Annotated in this window: 13 protein-coding genes and 1 pseudogene; 10 read left to right on the forward strand and 4 right to left on the reverse strand. The window is 37.3% G+C overall.

Translation table 11 applies throughout. The features are described from left to right. The first annotated feature begins 31 nt into the window (after positions 1-31). From L6W14_RS07355 to L6W14_RS07380, 6 genes and pseudogenes are all read left to right on the forward strand, one after another. Positions 32-316, forward strand: a complete 285-nt coding sequence (locus L6W14_RS07355; protein WP_004269324.1) for a EutN/CcmL family microcompartment protein — start codon at positions 32-34, stop codon at positions 314-316. Further along, positions 309-677 carry a BMC domain-containing protein gene (locus L6W14_RS07360; RefSeq protein ID WP_048390006.1) on the forward strand — a complete coding sequence of 123 codons (369 nt, stop codon included), beginning with the start codon at positions 309-311 and terminating at the stop codon, positions 675-677. Before L6W14_RS07355 ends, L6W14_RS07360 begins: the two co-directional genes overlap by 8 nt. Next, the gene (gene mdh / locus L6W14_RS07365; RefSeq protein WP_016991928.1) at positions 677-1,624 is read left to right on the forward strand and encodes a malate dehydrogenase; all 948 of its coding nucleotides are present in this window, start codon (positions 677-679) and stop codon (positions 1,622-1,624) included. The genes L6W14_RS07360 and mdh overlap by 1 nt, the downstream gene beginning before the upstream one ends. 268 nt (positions 1,625-1,892) lie before the next feature. Continuing rightward, positions 1,893-2,986 (forward strand): annotated as a pseudogene (locus L6W14_RS07370) (helix-turn-helix domain-containing protein). 76 nt (positions 2,987-3,062) lie between these two features. Further along, the gene (locus L6W14_RS07375; RefSeq protein ID WP_237900180.1) at positions 3,063-4,559 is read left to right on the forward strand and encodes a carboxypeptidase M32; all 1,497 of its coding nucleotides are present in this window, start codon (positions 3,063-3,065) and stop codon (positions 4,557-4,559) included. A gap of 361 nt (positions 4,560-4,920) precedes the next feature. Continuing rightward, positions 4,921-5,187: a hypothetical protein gene (locus L6W14_RS07380; protein ID WP_066037679.1), complete on the forward strand. Its 267-nt coding sequence runs from the start codon at positions 4,921-4,923 to the stop codon at positions 5,185-5,187. A 174-nt stretch (positions 5,188-5,361) separates the two neighbouring features. Here the strand turns inward: L6W14_RS07380 and L6W14_RS07385 are convergent, their stop codons facing one another. From L6W14_RS07385 to L6W14_RS07395, 4 genes are all read right to left on the reverse strand, one after another. Continuing rightward, on the reverse strand, positions 5,362-7,023 hold the full coding sequence (locus L6W14_RS07385) for a b(o/a)3-type cytochrome-c oxidase subunit 1 (protein ID WP_066037680.1): 1,662 nt from the start codon (positions 7,021-7,023) through the stop codon (positions 5,362-5,364). Continuing rightward, positions 7,010-7,501 (reverse strand): cupredoxin domain-containing protein, encoded by a 492-nt coding sequence (locus L6W14_RS07390; RefSeq protein WP_004269330.1) that lies wholly within the window; start codon positions 7,499-7,501, stop codon positions 7,010-7,012. Before L6W14_RS07390 ends, L6W14_RS07385 begins: the two co-directional genes overlap by 14 nt. A gap of 24 nt (positions 7,502-7,525) precedes the next feature. After that, the gene (locus L6W14_RS23015) at positions 7,526-7,648 is read right to left on the reverse strand and encodes a hypothetical protein (protein ID WP_009370491.1); all 123 of its coding nucleotides are present in this window, start codon (positions 7,646-7,648) and stop codon (positions 7,526-7,528) included. 331 nt (positions 7,649-7,979) lie between these two features. Beyond that, on the reverse strand, positions 7,980-8,441 hold the full coding sequence (locus tag L6W14_RS07395) for a chemotaxis protein CheX (protein WP_004269332.1): 462 nt from the start codon (positions 8,439-8,441) through the stop codon (positions 7,980-7,982). Between the two features lie 483 nt (positions 8,442-8,924). Between L6W14_RS07395 and L6W14_RS07400 the strand changes: the two genes are divergently transcribed. From L6W14_RS07400 to L6W14_RS07415, 4 genes are read left to right on the forward strand one after another with little or no spacing between them, the layout of a single operon-like run. Beyond that, complete coding sequence (locus tag L6W14_RS07400; protein ID WP_175400757.1) at positions 8,925-9,938, forward strand: ABC transporter ATP-binding protein; 1,014 nt, start codon at positions 8,925-8,927, stop codon at positions 9,936-9,938. Further along, positions 9,913-10,890 (forward strand): ABC transporter ATP-binding protein, encoded by a 978-nt coding sequence (locus L6W14_RS07405; protein WP_066037682.1) that lies wholly within the window; start codon positions 9,913-9,915, stop codon positions 10,888-10,890. Before L6W14_RS07400 ends, L6W14_RS07405 begins: the two co-directional genes overlap by 26 nt. After that, positions 10,887-11,678 (forward strand): IclR family transcriptional regulator, encoded by a 792-nt coding sequence (locus L6W14_RS07410; RefSeq protein WP_066037683.1) that lies wholly within the window; start codon positions 10,887-10,889, stop codon positions 11,676-11,678. Before L6W14_RS07405 ends, L6W14_RS07410 begins: the two co-directional genes overlap by 4 nt. A gap of 32 nt (positions 11,679-11,710) precedes the next feature. After that, complete coding sequence (locus tag L6W14_RS07415) at positions 11,711-13,291, forward strand: ABC transporter substrate-binding protein (RefSeq protein WP_066037684.1); 1,581 nt, start codon at positions 11,711-11,713, stop codon at positions 13,289-13,291. Positions 13,292-13,321 lie beyond the last annotated feature (30 nt).

The raw sequence follows: 13,321 nt of genomic DNA on the forward strand, positions 1-13,321 counted from the left end.
CAATCTGTGTCGCATAAAGAGGGTGAAGTTCATGCAAATGGGAAGAGTGATAGGCAGTGTATGGGCAACACGCAAGGAAGAGGGACTGAATGGTTTAAAGCTACTAATCATTCAACCCATTGATTCCAATCAACAGCCGATTCGCACAGAAATGGTTGCAGCTGATCGTATAGGAGCGGGTATTGGTGATGATGTCCTGATTACAAGTGGTGGGTCATCTCGCTATATTATGAAAGATAATCCGTTACCGATTGATGCAGTTGTCATTGGTATTATTGATTCTACAGAAGTAATGAGAGGTGAGGACAATGAGTAGCGCAATTGGAATGATCGAAACAAAAGGATTAGTTGGTTCTTATGAAGCCGCTGATGCGATGATTAAAGCGTCCGATGTCACAATCGTCAAACAAGAATTTGTGGATGGTGGCATCGTGACGATTGTCGTGAAGGGTGACGTAGGTTCTGTACAAGCTGCAGTAGAGGCTGGAAAAGCAGCAGCTATGCGTGTTGGTGAATTATTAGGCGCTCACGTCATTCCGAGACCTGATGAAGATGTCTTTAAAATGATTAAAGGACCAGAGGCACCAAAGAAAAAGGCTGTCTCTGCACCAGCAGCAACCCGTGCTAAAAAAACAACAGAAACAACATTGGCGACAGATAATCGAGGTGAGGCATAATGGCATTTCGTAAAAATAAAATCGCTGTTATTGGAGCAGGCCACACTGGTTCCACACTGAGTTTATTTTTAGCACAGAAAGAATTAGGCGATGTTGTGCTTGTTGATATTCCAGAAGCCGAGAACCCGACAAAAGGGAAAGCTTTGGATTTGCTACAAACAGGCCCCATCGAAAAATTCAATGTGTCCATTAAAGGCACGAGTCAATATGAAGATATCGCTGGCGCGGATATTGTTGTCATTACAGCAGGTATTCCACGTAAACCAGGAATGAGTCGGGATGACTTAGTCACAACAAATGCTAAAATTATTCAACAGGTTTCAAGACAAATTAAACACTATGCTCCAAATAGTATTGTTGTTGTGTTGAGTAATCCTGTTGATGCCATGACGTATGTGTGTCATAAGGAAACAGGCTTTGCCAAAAATCGTATCATCGGTCAATCTGGTGTGTTAGATACAGCTCGCTTCAACACGTTTGTGGCGCAGGAGCTTCACATTGCACCAGAGGATGTATCAGGCTTCGTCCTAGGAGGACATGGCGATGAGATGGTTCCATTAATCCGTTATTCCTATGCAGGCGGCATTCCATTAGAGAAACTAATTCCTCAGGAACGACTACAGCAAATCGTGGAGCGTACGCGTAAAGGCGGCGGTGAAATTGTTGGCTTACTAGGTAATGGTAGTGCCTACTATGCACCAGCCGCAGCGTGTGCCCAAATGGTTGAAATTATTATCAAAGATCAACGAAAAATTATCCCTTCTATTGCCTTATTAGAAGGAGAATATGGGTACCACGATCTCTTTTTAGGGGTACCAACTATTTTAGGTGGCAATGGCATCGAATCTGTCATCGAATTGCACCTAACAAATGAAGAACAAACAGCCCTTCAGCACTCTGCAGAGGCTGTGAAACAGGTAATTGCTATTTGCCAAAACATTGAATAGAGTAAACAGACTCTATTTTTCAATGGATCGAAAGGATCCCCAACTTTCTTTCCAATAAAACTTCATGATAGCTCAAAAAATGTTTGATTGGAAACCGAACATGACTTGAAGGCTAGTATAAATCCCCAATTATATAGAAAGCTCTCCTCTAGTTATGGGAGCAGAAACTGTAGCAGACTCTGTAAAGTTTGCTGCAGTTTTTTTATTCACAACTTATATCATAAAAAAAATTATCGCCTCTACTATAATGAAATTAGGAGGGATGTGGATGAACAACATTGTACAGGAGATGATTGATTGGATTGAGCTTCATCTATTAGAAGGATTTTCATTAGAGCAATTAGGAAAGGATATAGTTATTCTCCTTATTACTGTTCTTTTAAATTCCATCAGACGACAGGGATGACGATTAAAAAATATAGATCACTACGTAAAATTTATCTTTCTACTATTGCATTAAAAGATCCCCAAAAGAAAATAATCGACATCGCCTTTCACTACGGCTTTTCATCGCAGGAATCCTTTTCTAGAGCTTTTAAAAGGTATTTTGGTATAAGTCCGAATGATTACAGAAAGTCTCCTCAACCTTTACAAACCTTTGTAAAGTTGAGATTACAGGATGATGGAGGATGGTTGACGATGGATATTTCTCAGAAATTAAAAATTGAAGCATTACAAGAGAAGATGAATGTGCAATACGATCAAGAGCTATTGAATGTATTAAATGGTCAAATGATGTATGAGGAGTTCGCAAAACAACAATTAATGGGCAACAGTGATTACGTTCCTTTCAATGAAGCGATGTGTACGAATCCAACGATTAGTCCGATTTTCAGTGAAGAATTTAATAAACTGCGTGCTATAGGGCATGAGGTGTCTTTACAGCAATATGAGCAGGTGACATTGAAACCGTTGAAGCCATTGTTAACAAATGACTATAAATGTATTGTTTTATGGTTTGGAGATGATATGTATTGTCAGATGAATTTATTGACCGTCCTTGCTTTCCTAGAGCAACAAAGGTATCAAGGCAAAGTCTATTATTATATGGTCAAGGAAATGACCTATGATGTGGAAGAAACAGAGATAGAACTTGGACCGTATGGGGAGGTCTATCAAGAGGTCTTAATGCACCATCGTCTCCCCAAGACAACGCTTATACCTGTCATGTATCAGGGCATTCAATTATTTTTCAGCTATTTAATTGAAGAGAATGAGATCACTACGTATATAAAAAAACACCTCAATCTATCTCAAAATGACCTGTTAAAGCAATTGTTTTCCCTATTTCCACACTATGGATTCGGGGATAGACAATACATCAAAATAATAGAGAAGATAAAAAAGGAATATTCTGAATAATTATCCTAGAAAGTCCGCAATATACAAAATTTTCGAAAATATGATAAACTTATAACGTGAAAAGGAGGATGAATGCATGACTGTTCAACAATTTACAGACTATGTGAAGAAAATGCAGCATTATGAGGAAGCGCTCAATGTGATTTATTGGGATATGCGGACGGGTGCACCGAAAAAGGGGTTAGCACAACGTTCTGAGGTAATTGGTACATTATCAGCCTCCTTATTTGATATGCAGACGAGTGAAGAACTAGGAGAGCTTCTAGCAGCATTAGAGGCACAAAAAGCTGATCTTGACTATGTAACACTACGTTTAGTAGAAGAAGTAAGAAAGAATTACGATCAAAATAAAAAAATCCCTGCGAATGAATATAAAGAATTCGTCATTCTTCAATCGAAGGCAGAAACGGCTTGGGAAGAAGCGAAGGCGACGAATAATTTTGCTCTATTCCTACCATACCTAGAAGAAATCATACAATGGCAGAAAAAATTCATTCAATATTGGGGCATTAAAAATGGATCTCCATACAACACATTACTAGATTTATACGAGCCAGATATGACAACAGATGTCGTAGATCAAGTATTTGGTGAATTACGAGAGTCTATTGTGACGCTTGTTCAAAAAATTGCTCATTCATCGAATAAACCCGATACTACCATGTTATTTAAGCATTTCCCGCGTGAGGCACAGCGTGAATTATCGTTAGAATTGCTTGCTCAGCTCGGCTATGACTTCGATGCTGGTCGCTTGGATGAAAGTGTCCATCCATTCATGATTGGCTTAAACTATGGTGATGCGCGTATTACGACGAAATATGATGAAAATGATTTCCGTTCAGCTATTTTTGGCACAATTCATGAGTGCGGTCATGCGATGTATGAGCAAAATATTGATGAGAAGCTTGCAGGACTGCCATTAGCGACTGGTACATCGATGGGGATTCATGAATCACAATCATTATTTTATGAAAACTTTGTCGGCAGAAATGAAAAGTTCTGGGAGCATAACTACGGACGTCTTCAGCATTTCTCACCTGCACAGTTTGGAGATGTGGCATTAGCTGATTTCTTACGTGCTATTAATATGGTTGAACCATCTTTCATTCGTATTGAAGCGGACGAACTAACATATCCACTACATATCATGATTCGCTATGAAATTGAACGTGACTTATTCAATGGGGATTTACAAGCGAAAGATCTGCCGCAAGTATGGAATGATAAATATGAGGAGTATTTAGGCATTCGCCCTGAGACTGATGCACAAGGTGTTCTACAAGATATGCATTGGTCAGGTGGTATGTTTGGCTATTTCCCATCTTATGCATTGGGGATGATTTATGCAGCACAGTGGAAGCATGCGATGGACAAGGATATTCCAAACTTTGATGAGCTACTAGAAAAGGGAGAGCTACTGCCAATTCGAGAGTGGCTAACTGATAAAGTTCATCAGTATGGAGCATTGAAAAAGCCATTTGAATTGCTGAAAGAAGCGACAGGGGAAGGCTTAAATGCTAAGTATTTAGCAGACTATTTACAAGAAAAATATACAAAACTATATCAGCTATAGAAAAACAAGCGATTTCTCTAACATGAGAAATCGCTTGTTGCTTTGAAAATATTCTTACCAAAGCTTAAAGCCTTTGAGCCCGCTGGTGAATTTGAAATAATTTCGAAGATTGGAATGGTGTAAGCGAATATAATAAGGCTACTAAAATTACAAGTCAAGATTTAAAGTAAGCTACATTTCATGTTACATCAATATTTTTTATATAATGTGCAACATTATAAAGCGTCATTTTTAAAGTGAACCATTGTGTTAAACAATCTGGCCAGATTGTTGAGTAAATATTTACTTGTGTAGCTTATGTATGATGAACCGTATATAGTTTTTACTTTTTTGACCAATCAAAAATTTAGGGGTGATTATGATGACACTTAAATGGTTGTGGATATTGGTTATTGCATTTTGCGTACTAGAATGGATTTCAATTCCATTCATAAGTGCATTTACAGGAAAATTATATCAAGTAGTTGATGGTGTATTAATAATTACATTTATTATTTATCCATTATTTTTCTTGACTACTATTTTATTATTACAAAAGGGGAATAGAAAAATTGGTGCAGTCATTTTGCTTATTCCACTAATTGTGTATGCCCCCGTGTTAATAAGTCTTCAAACGTTGGTTAAATAATGTATTACTAATTGAGTTAACGAGGTGCTTTGTAAAACAAGAGTTTCAAAAATTATCGAACTTTAGAAATTTAATCGATGCCATTCAATAAGAACAAGCTTTGATTATAAAGTGAAAAAAGCGATTTCTCGTTACAGAGAAATCGCTTTTTTATAGGAAGATGCGTTTGGATGCTTACCACAATTGATAGCCTTTAGAGCCGGCTGGTGAGTTTGAAATAATATCGATAATTGGTACTGTGTAAGCGAATAAAATTAAGGCTACTAAAATAACAAGCCAGATTTTAAAGTTTTCTAAAATAGCTGGTGTTGGACCGCTAAGCTCATGTACATCACCTACAGGGAATTCTTCGTCACCTTTAGGTGCGAACCAAGCTAATTTCACGACGATATAAATGATCACTAGGATGGCGATAAAGAGGATTGTTCCACCCACAGCTTGCGCGATTTGATAAGGAATCCAATCATAAGCCTGCTGAGCGCCACCATATTCGGAGTAATCTGAACGACGAGGTGCGCCGAACAGACCAGCAATATGCATTGCAGAAGACATAATCGTCATACCAGTAGCCCATAAGATACCAGCGAAATTACTAAGATTATTTAAAGACTTCGAAAGTGTACGACCTGTTAAATGTGGAATTAACCAGAACGCCGCACCGAAGTAAGTTAACACAACAGCTGTTGCAATCGTTAAATGGAAATGCCCTGTAACCCAAATGGTATTATGAATTAATTGGTTCATTTGATAAGAGGCATTGACAATACCGCCAGCACCACCTGGAATAAATGACACCATACCGATAAATGGTACGAAGAAACGAGCATCCTTCCAAGGTAATTTTTTAAACCAACCAAATAGTCCTTTGCCACCTAATTCACGTCCACGTAACTCGAACATTGCAAACATCGAGAAGGCTGTCATGAGAGAAGGCACGATTACAGCAAATGTTAAAACAACTTGAATGAACTTCCATGTACCATCAATACCAGGCTCTGTTAACTGATGGTGAATCCCAACAGGAATAGAGAAGAGTAAGAACAGCATAAACGAAAGTCTTGCTAAAGAATCGGAGAAAATTTTTCCGCCAATTACTTTTGGAATAATCACGTACCAAACCATATAGGCAGGTAATAACCAGAAGTATACAAGTGCATGACCAAAATACCAGAAAAGGGTACGTGATAATGCCACATCGACACGTTCAATTAAACCTAAGGACCATGGTAACAATTGAATTAAAACTGAAGCTGCAACACCAAGCGTTGCCACGAACCACATTAAATTATTAACAACTACCATAAATGATAGTAACGGGCTGCGTTGTCCACTCGCTTTATTTTCTTTGCGCCATTGGACATAGCGTAAAATTTGACCTGCTCCACCAACCCAAGAACCAACTACGACTAATGTAAGACCTAAATAGAAAATCCAATGTGCCTTTAATGGTGCATAGAATGTATAAAGAACAGTTGCTTTATTCAATAACACCATCGTTGCGGCAGCAGCTGTACCGATCGTCATTAACCAGAAACCAATCCAGCCAAGTCTTCTCTGAGTATCAGTGAATGTACCAGATGTTCGACTTACACTTGCAATTTGGAAGCCGTAAATAAAGAATGTAGTTAATATAAGACCGAGTAATACACCATGAACTGTTAATACTTGATAATAACCAATGCCTGCTGGTAAAGTAAATTGACCAGAACGTACAAAAACCTGTAATAAACCTGCAAGACCACCTAATAACAATGCGATAAATGCCACGTAAATGTGTGCCATTGCTAGCTTTGCATCTCGACGATCCACTTTTGTCATTGAATTAGTGTGACTCATTTGAATCCACCACCTTTAGCATAGAGTGCATCATCGTATGTCCTGTACCACAATACTCATTACATACGATTAAAAACTCGCCGACCTTATTGACTTCTGTTACATATTCCGAAATATAGCCAGGCTCAAGCATCATATTGATATTCGTACCTGCAACCTCAAAACCATGCATAACATCCTCGCTTGTCGCGATAAATTTCACTTTTGCACCAAGTGGAACCTCAATTTGTGGAGGATTATAATTGAATGCAGAAGCAACTACTACCACTTCGTAATCCCAATCTTTACCTTCAACCTTATGGACACCTGGATTATCAAAAGGCGCTGTCTCTTTCACTTTCTCGTAATCTAGTGTTTTTTTACCATTGTTTGGATGGGAGCCTTGATGAAATGCTCCGATACCGAGAATGATCAGGAATGCCACTAAAGTGGTAACTCCAAACACAAGCCAGTATTTTTCATACTTATGTATGTGCATATGTTTCTGTCCCTTCTTCGTAGATTAAAACCGTCCAATGAACAAATCGAAGCAGTACACCCATAGTAAAATGATGATAATACCTACTCCAAAAACTGCATAGAGTGAACCTTTTAAATTTTCATCTGACTTCTTTTTATTTGCCATTTTTGCTCCTCCTACGCTTTTTATTGTTGTGTTTCTTACTGTCATCATATAAAAATCCCCTACATTTTGATGTGAAAAAAATCACACTTCTAGGGGAATTATGTGAAAAAAGTGTGAAGAATTTAAGAGAGAAAAAAAACAAGCCATCTCAAAAGTCATTGAGATGGCTTGTTTAATGATTATAATAAACTTTTTTTAATAAAAATAGTAGATTTTAAGGAAGGAGAACAGTCCTTCTTATTCCTTTTGAGCGAACGGCAAATCTTACAAATAAATGCTGAATGTCTTGCATATAATGTCTTATTTGTAACAGACTAAAACCTACTAAGCGCTATTCCGCTTCTTCTTCAATTGTTAATAGAACTGTTAGGGCACCGACGCTTGGGACCGAAACTGGGAGTGCAAATGCCTTTTCAAAGCCATATAATTTTGTATTGCCCACCATCACCGTTGGCGGAGTGATATCAATTTCTAAGCTTTCTTGCCCAACAGCTGTACATAAATTTCCTGCAATCATGTTACCAAATTCCCCTGTAAAAGATTCTAGCATTTCTCCTTCAAGCGGCATACCAAACATGGTACTACCGATCCCGCTGAACACTTCGGGAGAGGAGTCAATGATGACGCGTCCCTTTAAATCTCCGATTAAGCCAATTAATACGCCCATTTGTTGCTGTTGAAAGGGTTCAGAAATAATACTAGGCGACTTTACTTCTATATCCATAGGAAGAATGGTTTTTAAAGCGTGAATTGTCCCGTTTAAAATAGTTTGAAAGTACTTCGAATTACTCATCATTACCGCATCCTTTTTCCGACTTTTCTACATCTTACCATGTAAAAAGGGTAAGATGAAAGTATGTCTTGACGAATTCACATGAAATTTATAATATATTAATGAGAATGATTTTCAAATTCAATGTAAACGTCTGAAAACTTAACGAAAAATAACTAAGAAGGAGCGGTTCGCAATGACTTTCGTATTAATTGGAGCAGCTGTAGTGATCTATATTGGAGTTGGAAAATACGTCATGAACCAGGCAACTGCACATTTGAAATAAGAGCTAATACTTGATAAACATGTTTAGGCATGGTCCGAATATTCGGACCATGTTTTTTTGTATTTCTAGGAATGCAGCGCTAGATTAAATATTCTTTCAGAATAATTTAATTAAGAGGAATTTTTATTTTTTTCTGAAAACTATTGAAATAACTAAGTTTCTTCTGTTAAGATTTTAAAAAATGGAATCGCGTTTCATATTTTGGAACGGAGGGGGAAATGAGTTTGAATATTTTAGAAGTAAGCGATTTGAAAATAGGTATTCAACAAAATAAAAAAGATATTGCCATTGTGAATGGAGTATCATTTCAACTTGAAAAAGGAAAAACTTTGGGGATTGTAGGGGAATCAGGGTGTGGAAAAAGCATGACATCACTTTCACTTATGGGATTGTTACCTGCTGGGGTTAACTGGCAAGGTGGAGAAGTTTACATAGATCAAAAACAAATTAATAAAAAATCGAATAAGGAATGGCGAAAGATTCGTGGGAAAAAAATTTCTATGATTTTTCAAGAACCAATGAGTTCGCTCAATCCAGTATATAAGGTTGGTTCACAAATTATGGAAATGATTCATAGTCATGAAAAAATTTCAAGGAAAGAAGCTCATGAACGTGCCGTTGATATGCTTCGTCTCGTAGGTATTCCTCGACCAGATAAAGTAGTAAATGAATATCCTCATCAATTATCAGGAGGAATGCGACAAAGGGTTATGATCGCCATGGCATTGGCTTGTGGACCAGAAATATTAATTGCAGATGAGCCTACTACAGCATTAGATGTGACAATCCAGGCTCAGATTTTAGATTTAATGAGAGACATACAAGAAAAATTAGATATGTCCATCATTTTAATTACCCATGATCTTGGTGTAGTAGCAGAAATATGTGAGAAAGTAATTGTGATGTATGCTGGTGAAATTGTTGAAGAGGCAACAGTGCTAGATTTGTTTAATTATCCGCTGCATCCATATACAAAGGGGTTATTAAATTCATTGCCTGACATTGAATCAGAACAAGAGTACCTTCCATCAATTGAAGGGGTGGTGCCATCACCATCCGATATGCCTTCAGGTTGTAGATTTTTCGATCGCTGCGAATTTGCAACAGATCAATGTAAAAAGAAGCCTGATCTATATACAACCTCTATGGGTACCAAAGTTAGATGTTGGCTGTACGAAGAGAACGAAGTAGGAGGGGGAATTGTTAATGGGCAGTCCATTGTTAGAAGTTAAACATTTAAAGAAATATTTTTCAGTTAAAGGATCACGTTCAGGTCATTTAAAAGCAGTAGATGATGTTTCATTTTTTGTAAATGAGGGTGAGGTTTTAGGAATTGTCGGAGAGTCTGGGTGCGGGAAGTCCACTATGGGTAAAACATTAATTCAACTTCTAACACCTACTGAGGGTGAAATTTTACTGAATGGAGAAAATATTGCCACTCTTAGCCCAAAAGAGGTACGTCAAAAGCGCCGTGATATGCAAATCATCTTTCAAGATCCTTTTTCTTCCCTTAATCCTCGTATGAAGGTGTTTAAAATAATCGAAGAACCTTTGGTGAATTTTGGAATAGGTACAAAGGAAGAGAGAAAACAACGCGTTTATGAAGTAGCCAAACAGGTTGGACTTACACAAAAGCAGTTAGAACGTTTTCCACATGAATTTTCGGGTGGTCAAAGACAACGGATTGGAATTGCTAGAGCATTAGTGTCCAATCCAAAATTGATTGTTGCAGATGAACCAGTATCTGCTCTGGATGTTTCCATTCAATCTCAAGTATTAAATATTATGAAAGATTTAAAAAAGGAAATGAACCTTACCTACATTTTCATATCACATGATTTAAGTGTAGTGCATCATTTTTGTGACCGCATAGGGGTAATGTACTTAGGTAAGTTAGTGGAAATGGCAGATAAACACGAATTATTTAATAATCCTAAACATCCATACACAAAAGCTTTACTATCGGCATTACCAAAATCTCATCCTTCAAAAATAAAGGAGCGAATTGTGCTAAGTGGAGATGTTCCCAATCCTGCTAATCCACCATCGGGCTGTACATTCCATACACGATGCCCAAACTGCATGGAAATATGTAAAGTGACACCTCCAAAATTAAAAAAAATTGGCGATAAGCATGAAGTTTCCTGTTTACTTTATGAAGAGCAAATGGAGCGATTAACATGAGCAAAACATTGGAAAAAGGTATTAATATTTTAACGTTATTTACTGAAGAAAAACCTTCTTGGCGGTTAGACGAGCTAGCGATCGAAACAGATATTCCTAAACCGACTTTACATAGGTTTTTAAAAACATTTACAGATTTAGGCGTATTAAAACGTCCTTACGTTCAAAGCGGTGGACAGTTAGTATTGAGTGATCATTATCTACTTGGGAATAAACTCATTGAATTAGGTGCAATTGCTGCAAATTCAATTGAAATTCGTTCTTTGGCTATACCATATATGAAGATGTTGCAACAGAAGTTTGACTTGGCTGTTCAACTAAGCATACTGGATGAAACAGATGGTCTTTATATCGAAAAAATCGAAAGTTTAAAACCAGTTTTATTATATACACGGGTGGGGAGAAGAGCACCTCTTTATGCAGGCGCTTGTTCACGAATACTTTTATCCTTTCAATCAGAAGAAAAAATTAGTGAGGTACTTCAAAAAACTCGTAAAAAATATGCTAGTGGAACACCTGTTACTGATGAAGAGATATTCGAACTAATTGAATTTGGAAAAAAAAATGGCTATGCCTACAGCGTGTCAGAATTGGAAGAAGGCACTGTATCAATAGCCGTACCGATTTTCAATAGCGAACGCAAAGTAGAATACTCGATTAGTATAGCGGGCATAGAGACACTCATACCAAAAGAAAAAATAAATGCATTTTTAGAAGGTCTGTGGGAAACGGCAGCTTCAATATCTGCTGAACTAGGTTATTCGATGCCATATCCTTATGGCGTATAGATAGCACAAATACAAAAGGGGATGAACAATGTATGAAGAAACAAAAATGGATTGCGCTATTACTTGTTTGTATGATGGTTGTTTTAACAGCATGTAGTGGCGGTACATCATCAAAAGACGAAAGTAAAAATAGTAGCAAATCATCTGGTGATAATCCAGCAGCAACACGTGGAAATGAATTAGTTATTCGTGTGGCAGGAGACCCACAAAACTGGGACCCAATTGATACATTTTTACTTGCTTGGAGTACAGTAGCAACATCGATATTTGAAGGATTAGTAAGTCGTTCTTTAGATTTAGAAATTCAACCAGGGTTAGCGGAATCATGGGAATATATAGATGATAAAACGATTGTGTTTAAATTACGACAAGGTGTTACCTTCCATAATGGCGAACCGTTTAATGCGGAAGCAGTTAAATTTACATTTGATCGTCTACTAGGAGAAGAAGGTCAACAAGGACCGCAATATTCAAACTATACGTCGATTGACAATGTTGAAGTGACAGGTGACTATGAAGTCACTATGCACCTAAATGCCATTGACCCAGTATTATTGACTAAACTTTCAGGATATGGTGCTGTCATCGTACCACCTAAATATATCCAAGAACAGGGTGCAGAGAATTTTGACATGAAGCCGGTTGGTACGGGTCCATTTAAAATGACTGATTATCAACGTGATAAACAAGTAGTTATTGAGCGATATGAAGATTATTGGAATAAAGATGCTATTAAACTAGATAAAGTAACATTTAAAGTGATTCCAGAAACAGCGACGGCACTGGCAGAATTACAAACAGGAAATATTGATATTATGACACGTTTAGAGGTTTCGCAAGCGGCAACAGCAGAAGGAACTGATTTCATTGAATTAAAGGATGTGTCCACTCCTACAGCGTATTCAATTCGTTTTGATACAGCACAAAAGCCTGTAGATGATGTACGTGTTCGTCAAGCGATTAACTATGCCATTGATAAGGAAACAATAGTGAAAGAAATTTTAGGTGGCTATGGCAACCTCATTAGTTCGTTCCAAAGTAATCTATCTTTTGGCTATAACAAAGATTTAGAGCCATATCCATATGATCCAGAAAAAGCAAAAAAATTACTTGCCGAAGCTAAGGTTCCTGAAGGTACTACTCTTGAATTCTTTATTCCAGGTACGGATGGAACTTTTAAAGAAATAGCCCAAGCAGTAGCATTTTATTTACAAGAAGTGGGATTAAAAGTTTCTATTAATAGTGTGGAAAATACTACATTCCAATCAGAGTTAATACCACAAGGGAAAGCTGGTCAAATGTATAAAAATGGCTGGGGTGGTTGGACTTTAGATTTTGATAATACAGCTTATTTAATGTATCACGAAGGGGAATTCTGGAATCCATCCTATAAAAATGAAAAAGTTGAACAATTATTAACGGCAGAGCGAGCAACGATTAATAATGAGGAGCGTCAAAAAATCTTTAAAGAGCTGACAGAAGTGTTATATGAAGATGCTACAGAAGTTAATTTATATTCTGAGGTTGAAATATACGCAGTGAATAAACGAATAAAAGATTTCCAACCACCTCATGATGGCCGCTTTAGATTTGAAGGTGTCACTGTCGAGTAAGTAAAAAATTATGAGATAGTATGCTTGTCA

This window comes from Lysinibacillus sp. ACHW1.5 (assembly GCF_022014815.1).
Taxonomy (GTDB): Bacteria; Bacillota; Bacilli; order Bacillales_A; family Planococcaceae; genus Lysinibacillus; species Lysinibacillus capsici.

Bases quoted from the DNA above. Each gene is read 5' to 3' on its own strand.
- L6W14_RS07355 (WP_004269324.1), top strand. From the start codon at position 32: ATGCAAATGGGAAGAGTGATAGGCAGTGTATGGGCAACACGCAAGGAA.
- L6W14_RS07360 (WP_048390006.1), top strand. From the start codon at position 309: ATGAGTAGCGCAATTGGAATGATCGAAACAAAAGGATTAGTTGGTTCT.
- mdh (WP_016991928.1), top strand. From the start codon at position 677: ATGGCATTTCGTAAAAATAAAATCGCTGTTATTGGAGCAGGCCACACT.
- L6W14_RS07375 (WP_237900180.1), top strand. From the start codon at position 3,063: ATGACTGTTCAACAATTTACAGACTATGTGAAGAAAATGCAGCATTAT.
- L6W14_RS07380 (WP_066037679.1), top strand. From the start codon at position 4,921: ATGACACTTAAATGGTTGTGGATATTGGTTATTGCATTTTGCGTACTA.
- L6W14_RS07385 (WP_066037680.1), bottom strand. From the start codon at position 7,023: ATGAGTCACACTAATTCAATGACAAAAGTGGATCGTCGAGATGCAAAG.
- L6W14_RS07390 (WP_004269330.1), bottom strand. From the start codon at position 7,501: ATGCACATACATAAGTATGAAAAATACTGGCTTGTGTTTGGAGTTACC.
- L6W14_RS23015 (WP_009370491.1), bottom strand. From the start codon at position 7,648: ATGGCAAATAAAAAGAAGTCAGATGAAAATTTAAAAGGTTCACTCTAT.
- L6W14_RS07395 (WP_004269332.1), bottom strand. From the start codon at position 8,441: ATGAGTAATTCGAAGTACTTTCAAACTATTTTAAACGGGACAATTCAC.
- L6W14_RS07400 (WP_175400757.1), top strand. From the start codon at position 8,925: ATGAGTTTGAATATTTTAGAAGTAAGCGATTTGAAAATAGGTATTCAA.
- L6W14_RS07405 (WP_066037682.1), top strand. From the start codon at position 9,913: ATGGGCAGTCCATTGTTAGAAGTTAAACATTTAAAGAAATATTTTTCA.
- L6W14_RS07410 (WP_066037683.1), top strand. From the start codon at position 10,887: ATGAGCAAAACATTGGAAAAAGGTATTAATATTTTAACGTTATTTACT.
- L6W14_RS07415 (WP_066037684.1), top strand. From the start codon at position 11,711: ATGAAGAAACAAAAATGGATTGCGCTATTACTTGTTTGTATGATGGTT.